Raw genomic sequence first — 14805 nt, 5'->3', positions numbered from 1 at the left:
ACAGAGATAGAAGTGATCGGGATGATCCCGTGGGAGGGTAAACGATCATGATTAACCGAGTAATCTTAACCGGCCGGTTGGTCCGTGATCCGGAGCTGCGTAAGACGCAGAGTGGTAAATCAGTTGCTAACTTTACAGTCGCCGTGGATCGGCCGCGGCGCAAAGATCAGGAAGCTACGGATGCTGATTTCGTAAGTTGCCAAGCTTGGAACAAAACTGCTGAATATATTCGCAATTACGCAAAGAAAGGAACGCTGATCGGCGTTGATGGGCGAATCCAGACGCGAAACTACGACAACACTTCCGGCCAGAAGGTGTACGTCACAGAGGTTGTATGCGACAGCGTCAGCCTGCTATCTGGATACGGTAACCGCAATATCACACCAGACACAGATCCGCGTACAGTGGGCTATGCAGGCGCTCAGAACGCGATGTCTGGTTATGATTACAGCACAGAACCGACGCTGGAAATTTCCAGTGATAATCTGCCATTTTAGGGAGGAAATATGAAATCTAATCTTAAATCGCAACGTGCCGACGACAAGCGAATCCTTTGCTTACCGATGGTTTGTAATATTCCGACAGGCCGTGAAGGATGGAGAAAGACGACTTGCCCAGTATGCGGGCGCGAGTGCTGGATCACGCCGCGACATAGCGAGGTAATCAAAACAGAGCCAAGAATCAAAGCAGCATGCACCGAGTGTGCGCTGCGGAGTGTATTCAGATGATCGCGGCGGTGCTTGCCATCGTATTTGTAGCCGTGGTGCTAATCGTTGATAGATTGTGGGGTGATTAAAAAATACTGCTTCTCACTGATTGTAGCGTGCCTTATAGCGTGATAAAACAATTCAATGATTAAAGCTATCACCGCAAATAAAAAACTCTTAGAAGGTGTATGAAGGGCTCTTTGAAAATTTACTGTGGGGCAAAAAAATCTCTTTACTTGCGTATGTACGTAATATATAATATATGTGCAGACGTAAGTGGAAAGGAGGTATATGTCTGCTGATAAAAAAAAGATGGGAAGACCATATAGAGAAGGTATCCCAAGAGATGAAAGGGTAATGCTTCGATTGACCAAAGCCGAGAAAGAAGAAATTCAAACAAAAGCTAAGGAAAAAGGCATGAGCATGACCGAATTTTTCATCAAAGCAGCAAAAGAATACAAATAAAAAGGGCAAGCGTTTTCAGTTTGCAGACGTAAGACGCTTACCCAGCTCACCCACAAGGGGCAATGAAATTATATCATAAATTTCGCCTCTTGTGATTTCGAATTGCTTTAACGATTGAAAATACAGGAGGTTTTTATATGAATATTACACCCACAGTAAATGTCTTAGAAATAGCCAAAAAATTTTCTACAAATTCTGATCCCTTTGAAATTGCAAAAGCTGAGGGGATAACAATAAAAAGATGGAAATTTCCAGTGAGCAGACTTTTAGTTGTAAATGATCTTTGTACTTGGATTTTTTTAGAGGAGATTGATGATGATGAACTCAGAAATTTTGTTATGTGGCATGAACTAGGGCATTATTTCCTGCATTACAAAAAAGGTGCAACGGAAAAAGATCCAGAATGGCAAAAATACTTTCAGGAGATTGAAGCTAATGAATTCGCTGCGATCATGACAGGAACTCAAAGAGCTAAAGAAAAAGCGATAGAAATGAATGGCATTGCTTTTATTAACACTATTAAACAAATAAATAAAAAGGAAGGTGAAATAAGGTGAATGAATTATTAAAGATAAACTACAATAACAACCGCATTACGGTGTCCGCCAGGGAACTTCACGAATTTTTGGAAGCAACCGAACGTTTTAGTTCGTGGTTTGAAAGAATGGTGAAGTATGGATTTGTAGAAGGTGTAGATTATTTAGGGTGTAAAGTTTTTAACACCCTAGCAAGGCAAGAGCTCCAAGATTACCAGCTCACAATAGATATGGCAAAGGAACTTGCGATGATTCAGCGTAATGATAAAGGTCGCCAAGCAAGACAATATTTCCTTGAAATTGAACGGCGTTGGAATTCTCCTGAATATGTAACAAAGCGCGCGATGGAATACTTGAATCAGCGCTGCGAAGCTTTAAAACTAGAAAACAGCGAGATGAAGCCGAAAGCTTTGTTTGCTGATGCTGTATCAAGTAGTGACACATCAATTTTAATTGGTGAATTATCAAAGATATTGCGACAAAATGGAGTGGAAATAGGCCAGAAACGATTATTTGAATGGCTTAGAAAAAATGGTTATCTAATGAAATCTGGAAGCAGTAAAAATATGCCTACTCAGAAGTCTATGGAAAAGGGTTTGATGGAAATCAAAGAAAGAACAATTAACAATCCTGACGGCACAATTAGAATTACGAAAACCCCAAAAGTTACTGGAAAAGGTCAAATATACTTTGTAAATAAACTCTGCAATCATCAAAATTTGTTTACAGAGCAAGAAATCAGGGAAAACGCAAATGCTTAAATAATGAATTGACACGAAGAATAGTTGAATCAAAAAAAGAAGCCTTACGGCTCCCGATAAAACTTCGCAAAAACAGTATATCAAATCGGGAGGAAAAAAGAAATGGCAACCTTGGCTGAAAGAAAAGAATATCTTGAGAATGAGCTACGCAGCTACCGCTATATCGTCGATCAATGCTATCGCTGGGAGCAGGTTATCGTTAACGCAGAAATCGCTATATACGGCGTCAGCAGCCCCCACGCAAAGGATGTGATTTATGAAAACGCAGGCGATCCATATGATTGCAGGTACAACTCGCTTTACGAAGATATAAAAAAGGCCAAGGCCCAGCTGCTTATATGGCGTCCCCGCCGGCAGTGGATCGAAGACCGGCTAGAGGTTTTAAGCCAGGAAGAATACCAGGTGATCAAGTATTATTATATGCTGAAGCAGAGTCAGGATTGGATCGCCGACGTCCTTCAGATCGGGCGGAGAACCGTTCAGCGCCGAATTGACAAAGCGATCGAAAAAATGCTGAATTTCTGAAATTGGCGCAGCTGCCCTCTGTTTTTTGGTGTATAATGGTCCCAGGTCCCCAGTAATGGACTCGAGAGGTGTTCGGAAAAAAATCCGGCGCCTTTTTTGGTTTCTGGATTTATTTCCAGATGTGGCAGGGTATTTATATGACAAAGACAAACCGTATCGTTCACCTTCAACCTCCCTTTCTTTTATAAATTCTTCATCATCCCTGCAAAATACAAAAACTGCTAAGTCTGGACATGCTTATCGCCTTGCATCCAGCCTTCCCTACTATCTATTAAATATATACTGTATTTTATGTATATGTATGTATTTATATATACTCTTAATAGATATGCTATCTAAAGGAGCGGTCAAGTAAAAACAGATCGTTCCTTTTCTGCTTTTTTGAAGAAGATGTTGTCAGAAAGGAGTGTGAGTAAACAATGACAAAAGCGCCATGCAACAACCCGATAAAGTGCGATTTAGGAACTCTGAAATGTACTGATTCTGGACATTGTGCAAAATATCAAAAGTATTTAGTTATCCACAGGTTGGAAGTGGAAAAAGCGAGAGCGAAGCAAGAAAGGAGCGATAATTGTGGAAATCGTTTGGAAACAGGTCGATGAGGTCATACCGTATTGGAACAACCCGCGAAGGAATGAGCAGGCAGTCGCCGCAGTAGCGGCGTCGATCAGGGAGTTCGGATTTCAGAATCCGATCATCGTTGATTCCGGCTTCACGATCATTGCCGGTCACACACTATTGGAGGCGGCCAAGCAGCTGCAGCTTGAGCAAGTTCCTTGCTTGATCGCTGACGACTTGACGCCTGAGCAGGTCCGGGCCTTCCGGCTGGCTGACAATAAGACGGCAGAGATCGCCGACTGGGATCTGCCTAAGTTGAGCGCTGAGCTGCAGGAGATTAAGCTGGATATGACGCCGTTTGGATTCGCTGATGAGATCCATCTGGACTTCTCAAACATTGAAGATCTCACAGAGGAAACCTACGAAGAACCGCCGAAAGAGCTGTTGCAATGCCCGGCCTGCCACCATGTGGACAGTAAAGAGCATTTCAAGAAGGTATCAGGAGAATGAAAGTATTTCTAAGTGCCTTGGAGAACGCCGCAGCTTCTGGTGCAGGCCAACATCTGGCTTATTACATGGCTGACAAAGGCATCCGGTTTAAATACAATCTGATGTCTTATTTTTATGCTCGGAAGAAGCCGGAACTGACGGAGTTTATCCGAGATCATTCAGAGCTGATCATGATTGATTCCGGGGCGCACAGTTTTCAAAAAGGACTGCATGTGGACTGGGAAGTTTACACGGATGAGTACGCGGAGTTCATTCAGCGGTTTGATCGGCCACATGTTGTCGGGTACTTTGAGATGGATGTCGACAATGTGATCGGCTATGAGCGTGTCTTGCAGCTTCGGAGCCGGCTGGAAGCTGTTTCTGACAAGATCATCCCTGTTTGGCATAAAGGGCGAGGCATAACAGAGTTCAAGCGGATGTGTGAGGATTACGCCGGGAGGATCGTCGCGGTGACGGGATTCAAAAACGAGGACATTCAAGATCATCAATACACGATGTTCCTCAAGTACGCCTGGGATCACGGTTGCCGAGTGCATTGCCTGGGGATGACGCGTAAAAAGATTCTGGACAGTGTGCCGTTTGATTATGTGGATTCCAGTTCATGGCTTCAGCAGTCGCTTTACGGTAAGATCGCTGGCGAGTCGGCAAAGGTAAGCCAGGTAACGAGCCGGGCAAGGCGCGAGGTTGTTTTTACACAAAACTACCTGGCCGGCATCCGGATGCAGAAATATTACGAACAGAGGTGGCGACATTATGAAAAATGAGAAAACAAGAATGATGACGCGGTCGGCTGTGGTAGCCGGCCTTTATGTTGCGCTGACGATGGTCAATCCGATTGGTTATGGAGTGTTCCAGTTCCGGATCAGTGAGATCATCTGTTTGCTACCGTTCTGGTGGCCGGAATACAGATTCGCATGTATTCTTGGCGTCATTATCGCAAATTTGTTCAGCCCGCTCGGTGTAATCGACGTTCTCACTGGCAGTTTCGTAGCTCTCGTCGCTTATTGGGGCATTGCCCGTATAAGTAACAAGATTATTGATATCACGCTGTATTCGCTTCTTTGCGGCGCTCTCGTAGGCGCTGAATTGTACGCTGTATTTGGCTCTCCGTTCTGGCTTAACTTCTTATCCGTTACCGCTTCCCAGCTGGTTGTTTGTTTGATCGGCTTATTTATTATCCGAAGACTTAAGCTGTGAATGAACAGAATTTACGACCGGTAAGGACGACGGAGGAAGCCAAAGCAAGAGGCGCGGTCGGCGGTAAGAAGTCAGGAGAAGCAAAACGACGCAAAAAGTCAATGAAGGCCGCCGCGAAGCTGCTCTTATCTCTACCGGCCCAGGGTGATGCCGAAAAGCAGCTCGTTAAGCTTGGTCTCGATCCGGCCGACGCTGATAACCAGATGCTTGTCATGGCGGCAATGTTTTTAAAAGCCGCCAAGGGTGATGTCAAGGCCGCGACGTTCCTTAGGGATACTGCCGGCGAGGTGCCGATGACGGAACGAGAACGCGCAGAGGTAAATTACACCAAAGAGCGCTTGAAACTTGACCGAGAAAAGCTGAATTACACCAAAGAGCGTGACACGGAAGCGCCTCCGGATGAATATGAATCTGATGGATTTATCGACGCTCTGACAGGATCGGCGACGGAGGATTGGAAAGATGAGTAAACGACCAGCCCTGTTTAAGTTCAGCCGGTTTTCTCGGAAACAACGGATGGTCTTAAACTGGTGGACAAAAGACAGCCCAGTTAAACACAAAAACGGCATTATTGCAGACGGTGCAATCCGATCCGGCAAGACAATCGCGATGTCGTTGTCATTTGTGATGTGGGCAATGGTAACTTTCAGCCATCAGAATTTTGCGATGTGCGGAAAGACAATCGCTTCTTTTCGGCGAAATGTGCTTTTTTGGCTGAAGCTCATGTTGAGAAGTCGCGGTTACCGATTGAAGGAACACCGAGCAGAGAATTACATTGAAGTGATCGATCACCACAGGAACGTAAACTTCTTCTACATCTTCGGCGGCAAAGACGAAGGCAGCCAGGATCTCATTCAGGGAATAACGCTGGCTGGGGTCTTTTTTGACGAAGTGGCTTTAATGCCGGAATCGTTTGTTAACCAGGCGACCGGCCGGTGTTCGGTGAAAGGATCAACATTCTGGTTTAACTGCAATCCGGGGAATCCGGGACATTGGTTCAAACAAAATTGGATTGACCACGTCGCAGAGCTTAACCTGCTTTATTTGCACTTTACGATGGACGACAACCTCAGTTTGGCGGAAGAAATCAAAGAGCGTTACCGAGCGATGTATACCGGGGTGTTCTTTAAACGGTACATTCTTGGCTTGTGGGTAGCGGCAGAGGGCACGATTTATCGTTTATTTGCTGATGATTCTGAGAGTTTTATCGCTGATTCAGCGCCAGCGCTCCAAGACATTGCGTTTATTTCAATCGGGTTTGACTACGGCGGTAATGGGTCAGCTCACGCCGGGGTTTGTAATGCTGTTTTACAAGGGTATAAAGAGGTGGTCACGGTGGAGGAGCTTTATACAAAAGATGAACTGACACCGGCACAACTGGAAGACGAATTTCTAAAGTTTGTTCGGACATGTACGGAGAAATACCCAGGTAAATTAGTTGATATCCGTGTAGACTCCGCGGAACAGGTGCTGCGCCGAGGTTTTCAGGCAAAGTTATTAGAAAATGGGATTTACATGGATGTCAACAACGCTCGAAAAGGTCCAATCAATGACCGAATTGAATTCTTTTCAGCTTTGCAGTCGCTGCATAGGTACAAAATTATGAGGCACTGCAAGCACCTACAAGAAGCTTTTCTGGATGCCGTGTGGGCTAAGGAACGTGAAACAGACGACCGGTTGGATGATGGCAGCACGAACATTGACAGTTTGGACGCCTGCGAGTATTCACTAGAACCGTACTTCGGCGACATATTAGATTTAGCGAGGAGATGAGAGATATTGGACAACAATTTGGTATTAAGGACGCTTGGAAAGATGGGGTATCCGGTGGCGAGCTATCAGGACTATCTGCCGAAAATAGAAGTGTTCAAAAGCTGGTATGCTGGAAAAGTTAATTCTTTTCACAGGTACACCTATTACAACGGAATCGAATCCGTTTCCGCTGTCAGAAAGTCAATGCAGATGGCGAAAAAAGTCAGCGAAGACTGGGCGAATCTTATCTTAAACGAGAAAGTGGAAATCAATATCAGCGACGAAAGCCTGAAAAAAGAGATCCAGGATATCCTGAAGAAGAACAAATTTTTCAGCAGGGCGAACAAGCTCGTCGAGGTTGCTTTCGCCTTAGGGACCGGCGCCTTCGTAGAGCGGGCTGAGGTTGGTGAGGAAAAGAAGATTTTTATTGACTACGTGCGTGCTGACTTAATCTTTCCACTTGTTTGGGATGACGACGAAATTACAGAGTGCGCGTTTGCTTCTCAAAAAATCGTCGACGGAAAAGAATGTATTTACTTGGCTATTCATTACCTTATGGGCAACAGCTATCATGTTCAAAATAAGCTTTATCGGTGTAATGCGTCATATCTGAAAGAAATCCCCTTGCCCGATGGAGTACCGGAAGATTGGGATACAAAATCCGAGCAACCCTTATTTCAGATCGTCCGACCGAACATCGTTAATAACCTTGACCTTGACGCACCGTTTGGAATCAGCGTCTTTTTTAATGCACTGGATCAGATCAAAGGAATTGACCTGGTCTATGACAGCTACATGAACGAATTTGTGCTTGGAAAGAAACGCTTGATTGTGCCGGTAACTTTGGCTCAAAAAATGGCTGATGCTAACGGTAATCGGCCGGTATTTGATAGCAATGATATCGCCTTCTATGCGCTGGATGTCAAGGACGCCCAGGACAAAAAGGATATGCTGATCGACATCAACCCGGAAATCCGCGCTGAAGCTCACAGCAAAGCGTTGCAAGATTGCTTGAATCTGATCAGCGATAAGGTTGGTTTCGGCACCGATCGGTATAAATTCGACAAAGGTGCAGTTAAGACGGCCACTGAGGTAATCAGCGTTAAGTCGGACATGTATAACAATCTCATCAAACATGAGCAAACAGTCGAGGAGGCAATCGTCAGCATGGTTAAGGCGATTACTTTTTTATTGCATGGCCGATTACCAGATGATTCGTTAGAGATTTCCGTAAATTTTGATGACAGCATTATCACCGACGAAAATACGGAGATCGACAACAACATCAAGCTTACAAACGCTCGTCTGAAGCCGCGGATTAAAGCAATCATGGATCTTTACGAAGTAGACGAAAAAGAGGCACAAAAAATGCTGAATCAGATCACCGACGAGGATAAGGTCGAGGGAGATAGCGACGCTGATTTTTTCGGAACAACAAAATCAAAAGGAAAGGAGGAAAAAGATGAATGAGCATAAAGGAACGATACCTGGCTCTGGAAGACACCCTCCTGGACATGATCGCAAGCTGCGTGAAGATTGATGAAAACGCTCAGGAGGCTGAAACTGATCCCGAAAAGTGGAAAATTAAGAAAATCTCGGAAAGTGAGAATCTTAAGCAAGAAGCCAAGAAAGAGATCAAGAAGCAATTGGCCGCAGTGCCGGAAGAACTTGAAGCGGAGATGGAAGCTGCAGCTGACCGGGAAACTGCGCGAACTGCGGAACAATTCCGGCAGGCGGTTAAAGATGGGCTGAAATTACCGGTCGCAACAGCCGTAACCAAGGCGCTAAGACAAACGGCTGAAATGGTTACTGGCGGACAAGTGGGGGATGAAGCGTTCAAAGATCAGCCCGATTTAGACCCGTTAAAAGCTGCCATGGATTTTTTCTATCATCAAACCTATGATCGTCTTAATCTCACTGCGGCAACCATGCTGAAGAGCGTAAAGAAAGAATACTCCGACTTGATTTATAACACTGCTGCGCAGCTTGTGGATGGTGAAAAGACCTACCAAGAAGCAATGCGATCCTGCGTTGCCAGGCTGGCAAATAACAATCTGACGGCATTTGCTGATAAAGCTGGTCGCGAGTGGAGCCCAGAAGCTTATGTTTCCATGTTGCTTAAAACATCGAATAAAAATGTCACGAACCTCACATCATTCGCCAATATGGACAGGTACGGATACGATCTCGCTCAGGTGTCCAATCACGCTGGCGCCCGGCCGAAGTGCTATCCCTATCAAGGCAAGCTGGTTTCCAAAAGCGGAAAATCTGGGACCTGCGAGGACGGCAACGGAAACCGTGTGCAATATGTCGGATTAGGCGATACGTCATACGGTCAGCCTGACGGTCTGCTCGGGATTAACTGCGGGCATTATCTTTTTCCGTTTATGCCAGGTGTGTCAACGATCACCTCCGAAGTTCAACCGCAAGGAGAGAACGACCGAGATTACGCATTGTCGCAGAAGCAGCGAGAGCTTGAGCGTGCGGTGCGAAAAGCGAAACGCGAGAAATCCATGGCGGAAAACGCAAACGACGCTGAGGGGGCTAAAACTGCCGCTGAGAAGGTCAAACAGAAACAGAAGAAGCTACGAGAGTTTATCAATGAATCCGGAAGAACCCGGCGGTATGATCGCGAGCAAGTTTTTGTTAAACAATCAAAACCGACTGGGGCCTTAGCTGCAAAAAACGCTTACTACGACAGCATTAAGACCTCGAAGCCTGTCAAAGTTGGACAGCTCACGAGGATGGAGCCAGAAATCATCGAGAAGGTTTTGAGAGCTTACGAAAGTCAAATCGTTAATCTTGATTATGAAGTCAGCATAGTGATTACCCAAAGTGGCGAAGTCTATCGCGTGAAGGGCGAAAATGCTTCTGTCAATATTGGGCAGCTTGGAGATAAACTGTTCAAGGCCAGCGTGACGCACAACCATCCAACGGAGGAAACGAGATATTCTTTCTCCAATTTTGACCTTTCAGAAGCGATTCGAAACCGATTTTCGATTTTTCGCGGTATCGACCATCAATATGAATATCAGCTGCGAATTTTGGAAGATACACCAGTTAACAACGGCGAAAAAATCTACAATGAGTTCCGCGGTGAATATTTTTATAAAGCCCTTGACTGGGCAAGAGATAGAGGTGATGATTATCTAAAAGAAGAAGATGAGTATCATTGGATAAATGACGCTATCGCAAAGGAGTATGGATATGAATACTGGCGAAAATCGCGTAAAAAGTAAGGCGGAATTGGAGCTGTTGGAAGAATTGAAGCGGAAACGTGAAGCTGTTTTTGAAAAGTATGGCGATTGTAGAGAATACGATCTTCCGCCATATCAGAAAGAACTTGACGAATTAACAAAATGGTATTTCGAGGAACTTTGGAAAATAGTTCCTCGGCCAAACAAGCGCTGAATAATCGGCGCTTTTTTCTTGCCTTTCGCCCGAATGGCGTAAAAAAGCGGGGATGAGGAGGCCGTGCTCCGAATCAATCACGGGCCGGGAGGCTGCGCTCCTTGAAATTAAAACGCAGGCAGGAGGATAAGACATGACGAAAAACAACAAATTGAAGCTGAACATCCAGCTATTTGCGGAAGGTGATGGAGGAAGTGAAGGCGGCGCCGCTGGAGCTGAAACAAAACCAGAAGCAAAGTACACGGATGACGACGTCAATCGCCTTGTGGCGGCCGCAAAGGGCAAAGAGAAATCCGGATTTTTAAAATCTCTAGGTTTTGAAAAAGAGGATGATCTGAAATCCGCAATGAAGGATTATCAGGAGTATCTAAAAACAAAGAAATCCGCGGAGGAAATCGCAAATGAAGCGAAATCCAAAGCCGAAAGAGAGCGCGACGAAGCTCTGAACAAACTGACGGCTTACGAACGGAAAGAGATGATGGCCGAAGTTAAAGTCAATCCTGAATTTTATGATTATGTGGCTTTTCAGGTTGGAAAGTCCGTAGATGAAAAGACGGATTTCAAGAAAGCGTTGACGACCTTTGTGAAGGAAAATCCGAAGTATTTGCTAGAAGATGCGGACGGTGAAGAAGCGGATCCTGAAGATCCGCTGAAAAAGACCCTCGTGACATCATTGAAGCTTCAAAACGGCAAGAAAAAGCAGGATTCTAAAATGAGTCCTGCGGAAATTATCAATTCGATGAAGAAAGGTAAGGTAAGATAACATGGCATTTTTAAAAGACGAATTAACAGGTTTTGTTCCAACTCCGCAAGCGACAGACATCATTAAGATGATCGCGGAAGGATCCTCTTTGTTGAAACTGGCTAAAGTTGAGGATATGGCTTCAGAAAAAAAGAAGTTCAATGTTTTGGTTGAAGGCCCGGGTGCTTACTGGGTCGGCGAAGGCCAGCGTATTCACACTTCTAAGGCAACTTGGATTCACCCGGAGATTGAAGCCAAGAAACTTGCGGTCATTATTCCATGCACCAAAGAAAAACTGAATGATTCAACGATCGACGTCTTCAACGAAATGCGCGAAAGCATTGCGGAGGCATTTTATAAAGCGATCGATGCCGCGGGATATTTTGGCACAGACTCTCCATTCCGCACTTCCATTTTCGGCAACATGCGTGAAGATCACAAAATCAAGGAAGGCACAAACAAGACATTGGATCTGGACGTATCCGACGCCATGGCAACGATTGAGGAAGCCGGCTTTGACGTTGACGGCTTTGTCGGCGCCTACTCGATCAAGAACAAGCTGCGTAAGCTGCGCGACGCCAACGGGAATCAGCTATATGTGACTGGCGTTGACGGTACTGAATTCTACAACTGCCCAATCGCTTTCTCGCGTAACGGTGCATTCGACAAAACAAAAGCCGAGCTGATCGGCGGGGAATGGAAATATGCGATTGTTGGTATTCGCGAAGGCTTGCAGTATGAAATTCTGAAGGAAGCCACGCTGCAGGACACTCTGGGCGAAGATGGAAAGCCGCTGTCTTTGGCCGAGCAGGACATGATCGCCATTAAAGCTACAATGCGTTTAGGCTTCTTGGTTGTCAAAGAGGATGCTTTCTGCGCGATTGTACCAGCGGCCGGAACAACTCCAACGCTGGGCGAGTTGACCGTAACTTCGGCAGCTGGGGCAACGGTCGGAACAACTGCGGTGACCGTATCACCAGCGAAAACCGATGGCAATTCGTATAAATACAAGACCGGCGCCACCGTAACAATGCCGTCGGCAGATCAGGTCTGCGCGCAGGGATACACCGCCTGGGATGGTACCTCTGAGATCTCCGGGGTGACGGCCGGAAACAAAATTGTGGTCGTTGAAGTCGATTCCGAAAATAAAGCCAAGAAAGCAGGACAGGCGACGATCGTCGTCAAAACTGAGTAATGGCCTATTGGGCTGACTTATCGTATTACAAGGACACATTTAAGGGTGTTGATACAGGGGAGGACTTTGCGGTCCTCCTTGACCGCGCCCAAGATGTTCTTAATATTTTGACTTTATATCGGTATGACTCAATGACTGATCCGCCTGTCGCTTTACGCAAGGCGCTTTGCTATGAGATCGAGCATTTACACCTGTTAGGCGGTAACGACGCTGTACACGGCATTACTGGCGGTGACGAAGCGTCGGAAAGCCTTGGCTCTTACTCTGTTACCTACAACCGGCAAACTCAGGTCTTTATTCACGGTATTCCGGTGTCCGCGATGGCTTATGATATCCTTCAGGCGGGCGGATATTTATACTGTGGGATGGGAGTAAGGCAGCCATGAAATGCCGGCAGACGATCACCCTGTATAACCGCCTGGGCGAAGTTGACTATAAGGAACGCTGGAGTCGCGCGGTGATTCGTAACGTTTTTTATGATACGACCAACGCCAAAAGTCGAAAGCAGACAGGTGATGCCTCGGAAGATAAATTGTTTCTTGCGGCTTTTGATTGTCAGATAAAGGCGGATAAGTTGCTGATCGATCCGGAAGATTACGAAAAACTCTCAATCGCTGATAAAGAAAAGGCCTGCGCTTTTTGCCAGAATGCCGTTATCTGCCTGGGTATTGTGGATGATCTGGGACCTTCCGGCGGTTATACAATCACCGCAGCAGACCATCTGATCCACGGAAGCAAAAGAATTCACCATTGGGAAGTGACGGCAAAATGAGGGTAAAACTTGATCTGGACGAACCTGCTTTGAAATACAGATTTGCAGGAAATATTGAGGAAGCCCAAATGTGGCTTGATAATGAAGTCATCGCGGACACTGATCCTTATGTACCAATGGATACTGGGATGATGGCGACAGCGCCTCTTAAAAACAGCACGCCGGGTGAGGTTGTATACGACGAACCCTATTCAGCTGCTCAATACTATGGCCGACCGGGCAAGAGCAAGGACAAACATCCGCAAGCTACAACGCAGTGGTTTGAATCATCGAAGGCCGTAAATAAAGAAAAGTGGATGAAAGGGGTGAAGAAACTTGGCGGAAAATAAAGTGCAGGAACTATCTGGTGCCGAACGAAAGCAGATCATTGAAGTTTTGCTTCCGGTGCTGAATGGAATCCCTGATCTACCCTGCAAAATCAATTTGGAAGTATTGGATGAGAAACCACCGTCAATGTGTGTCCAGCAGTTGCGAGGAGCACAGAAGCTGAACGTAAACATCGTTGGCGGTTTTACCGGCTTGTTTCCATTCGCGATTTGGTATCGCACCGGCGGCCGGGATACAACGGAACGACTTGAAGGAACTCGTATCTTAAATGATATCGAATCCTTTTTTTCTGATTCCGTGAATCTTCCTGACCTCGGCGGCCGCCGAATTTGCCGAAAAATTGAAATGACATCCGTTCCAATTTGCAATAATCGTCATGAAGACGGAACAGAAGACTATATGGCGATTTACAACTTGGAATACCAGCAGAAATCAAAATTTGAATAGGAGGAAATTAAAAAATGTCTGATGAATTAAATAAAACAGGAATTGCAACTCGTGACGAGCTGCTCAGCTACTTAGACACAGCGCCAACCGCAGAAGCTCCTACGTGGAATTTAATCGGTCAAGGCTTTAACGACCTGACTGAGGCATTAAATCCAATTCGCAAGGATTCTCATTACATCCATCAAAAGAATGGGACATCTTCCGTTACCGGTTACGCTCCGGAATCATCCTTCGAGGCGGAGCTGGACAAGGCTGATCCGGTATGTATGTTTATTGCTGATGTTGGACGGGAACGGAAAACGGGGTCAGAAAGCGAAACCGCCATCCTGATCGTATACACATGGATTCAGGGGTCTGCGGTAGGTAAGCTGCTGGCTTATAAGCAGCGAGTCGCGATTCTTGCGGATAACCCGGGGTCTGGAAAAGGTGGCGAATCTCTGGCTCTGACGGGTTCTTTCTTGTATAAAGGAGATCCAGTTAAAGGTGATTTCGACCCAAAAACAAAAACATTCACTGAAGCTTCTGCAGCTGCATAAGAGGGGAGAATTCTAAATGAGTAAATTTGAATTTCGGAACACCGAAACACTTCTTGAAATCGAAGGAAAGAGTTTTACCATCGACATGGGCTTGCCGGAAACTATTAAATCTTTCGATCAGCTCAAAGGATCCACGATGAAACTTCTGAATGATATCAACGAGTTTCAGGAAAAAGGAAAAGGTGATATCGAAAAGATGGCTCTGACCTGGTGCGAATCCGTGAAGAAGGCTGTAAATGGATTCTTAGGCGACGGAAGTTATGAACAGATTTTCGCCGGAAGAACTGTCAATTTAATCCATCACCTGGACTTGCTTTCTTACGTTATTTCAGAGATCGATCAGTCCGAGAAGCGGCTGTATTGA

General features: G+C 45.7%; 21 protein-coding genes. All 21 read left to right on the top strand.

Annotation, left to right across the window (positions count from 1 at the left end):
• The first annotated feature begins 47 nt into the window (after window positions 1-47).
• A complete protein-coding gene (gene ssb / locus I2D94_RS15240; protein WP_195397535.1) occupies window positions 48-497 on the top strand; it encodes a single-stranded DNA-binding protein in 450 nt (149 codons plus the stop codon).
• Window positions 498-998: 501 nt separating this feature from the next.
• On the top strand, window positions 999-1172 hold the full coding sequence (locus I2D94_RS15235; RefSeq protein WP_154238582.1) for a hypothetical protein: 174 nt from the start codon (window positions 999-1001) through the stop codon (window positions 1170-1172).
• Between the two features lie 137 nt (window positions 1173-1309).
• Window positions 1310-1729 carry an ImmA/IrrE family metallo-endopeptidase gene (locus tag I2D94_RS18550; RefSeq protein ID WP_195397534.1) on the top strand — a complete coding sequence of 140 codons (420 nt, stop codon included), beginning with the start codon at window positions 1310-1312 and terminating at the stop codon, window positions 1727-1729.
• A complete protein-coding gene (locus tag I2D94_RS18595; RefSeq protein ID WP_195397533.1) occupies window positions 1726-2469 on the top strand; it encodes a phage antirepressor KilAC domain-containing protein in 744 nt (247 codons plus the stop codon). The genes I2D94_RS18550 and I2D94_RS18595 overlap by 4 nt, the downstream gene beginning before the upstream one ends.
• A gap of 102 nt (window positions 2470-2571) precedes the next feature.
• On the top strand, window positions 2572-2994 hold the full coding sequence (locus I2D94_RS15220) for a sigma factor-like helix-turn-helix DNA-binding protein (RefSeq protein ID WP_195397532.1): 423 nt from the start codon (window positions 2572-2574) through the stop codon (window positions 2992-2994).
• 573 nt (window positions 2995-3567) lie between these two features.
• Complete coding sequence (locus I2D94_RS15215; RefSeq protein WP_370544631.1) at window positions 3568-4062, top strand: ParB N-terminal domain-containing protein; 495 nt, start codon at window positions 3568-3570, stop codon at window positions 4060-4062.
• Window positions 4059-4826 (top strand): hypothetical protein, encoded by a 768-nt coding sequence (locus I2D94_RS15210; RefSeq protein ID WP_195397531.1) that lies wholly within the window; start codon window positions 4059-4061, stop codon window positions 4824-4826. Before I2D94_RS15215 ends, I2D94_RS15210 begins: the two co-directional genes overlap by 4 nt.
• Window positions 4816-5259, top strand: a complete 444-nt coding sequence (locus tag I2D94_RS15205; RefSeq protein WP_195397530.1) for a QueT transporter family protein — start codon at window positions 4816-4818, stop codon at window positions 5257-5259. The genes I2D94_RS15210 and I2D94_RS15205 overlap by 11 nt, the downstream gene beginning before the upstream one ends.
• On the top strand, window positions 5256-5729 hold the full coding sequence (locus tag I2D94_RS15200) for a hypothetical protein (protein ID WP_195397529.1): 474 nt from the start codon (window positions 5256-5258) through the stop codon (window positions 5727-5729). Before I2D94_RS15205 ends, I2D94_RS15200 begins: the two co-directional genes overlap by 4 nt.
• Window positions 5722-7032: a PBSX family phage terminase large subunit gene (locus tag I2D94_RS15195; protein ID WP_195397528.1), complete on the top strand. Its 1311-nt coding sequence runs from the start codon at window positions 5722-5724 to the stop codon at window positions 7030-7032. Before I2D94_RS15200 ends, I2D94_RS15195 begins: the two co-directional genes overlap by 8 nt.
• A gap of 6 nt (window positions 7033-7038) precedes the next feature.
• Window positions 7039-8481, top strand: coding sequence for a phage portal protein (locus I2D94_RS15190; RefSeq protein WP_195397527.1), 1443 nt, complete (start codon window positions 7039-7041; stop codon window positions 8479-8481).
• Entirely contained in the window at window positions 8478-10250 is a 1773-nt protein-coding gene (locus tag I2D94_RS15185; RefSeq protein ID WP_195397526.1) for a phage minor capsid protein, read from the top strand. Before I2D94_RS15190 ends, I2D94_RS15185 begins: the two co-directional genes overlap by 4 nt.
• The gene (locus tag I2D94_RS15180) at window positions 10219-10422 is read left to right on the top strand and encodes a hypothetical protein (protein WP_195397525.1); all 204 of its coding nucleotides are present in this window, start codon (window positions 10219-10221) and stop codon (window positions 10420-10422) included. Before I2D94_RS15185 ends, I2D94_RS15180 begins: the two co-directional genes overlap by 32 nt.
• A 133-nt stretch (window positions 10423-10555) precedes the next feature.
• Window positions 10556-11185: a hypothetical protein gene (locus I2D94_RS15175; RefSeq protein ID WP_195397524.1), complete on the top strand. Its 630-nt coding sequence runs from the start codon at window positions 10556-10558 to the stop codon at window positions 11183-11185.
• A 1-nt stretch (window position 11186) separates the two neighbouring features.
• A complete protein-coding gene (locus I2D94_RS15170; RefSeq protein ID WP_195397523.1) occupies window positions 11187-12359 on the top strand; it encodes a phage major capsid protein in 1173 nt (390 codons plus the stop codon).
• Window positions 12359-12745, top strand: coding sequence for a hypothetical protein (locus tag I2D94_RS15165; protein WP_195397522.1), 387 nt, complete (start codon window positions 12359-12361; stop codon window positions 12743-12745). The genes I2D94_RS15170 and I2D94_RS15165 overlap by 1 nt, the downstream gene beginning before the upstream one ends.
• Window positions 12742-13131, top strand: coding sequence for a hypothetical protein (locus I2D94_RS15160; protein ID WP_195397521.1), 390 nt, complete (start codon window positions 12742-12744; stop codon window positions 13129-13131). Before I2D94_RS15165 ends, I2D94_RS15160 begins: the two co-directional genes overlap by 4 nt.
• Window positions 13128-13460, top strand: coding sequence for a minor capsid protein (locus I2D94_RS15155; RefSeq protein WP_195397520.1), 333 nt, complete (start codon window positions 13128-13130; stop codon window positions 13458-13460). The genes I2D94_RS15160 and I2D94_RS15155 overlap by 4 nt, the downstream gene beginning before the upstream one ends.
• Window positions 13447-13905, top strand: coding sequence for a hypothetical protein (locus I2D94_RS15150; protein WP_195397519.1), 459 nt, complete (start codon window positions 13447-13449; stop codon window positions 13903-13905). The genes I2D94_RS15155 and I2D94_RS15150 overlap by 14 nt, the downstream gene beginning before the upstream one ends.
• 14 nt (window positions 13906-13919) lie before the next feature.
• Window positions 13920-14441, top strand: a complete 522-nt coding sequence (locus I2D94_RS15145) for a hypothetical protein (RefSeq protein ID WP_195397518.1) — start codon at window positions 13920-13922, stop codon at window positions 14439-14441.
• 16 nt (window positions 14442-14457) lie between these two features.
• Window positions 14458-14805, top strand: coding sequence for a hypothetical protein (locus tag I2D94_RS15140; RefSeq protein ID WP_195397517.1), 348 nt, complete (start codon window positions 14458-14460; stop codon window positions 14803-14805).

Source organism: Holdemania sp. 1001302B_160321_E10 (genome assembly GCF_015552275.1).
Classification (GTDB): Bacteria; Bacillota_I; Bacilli_A; order Erysipelotrichales; family Erysipelotrichaceae; genus Holdemania.
This window is presented reverse-complemented; position numbering and strand designations above follow the sequence as displayed.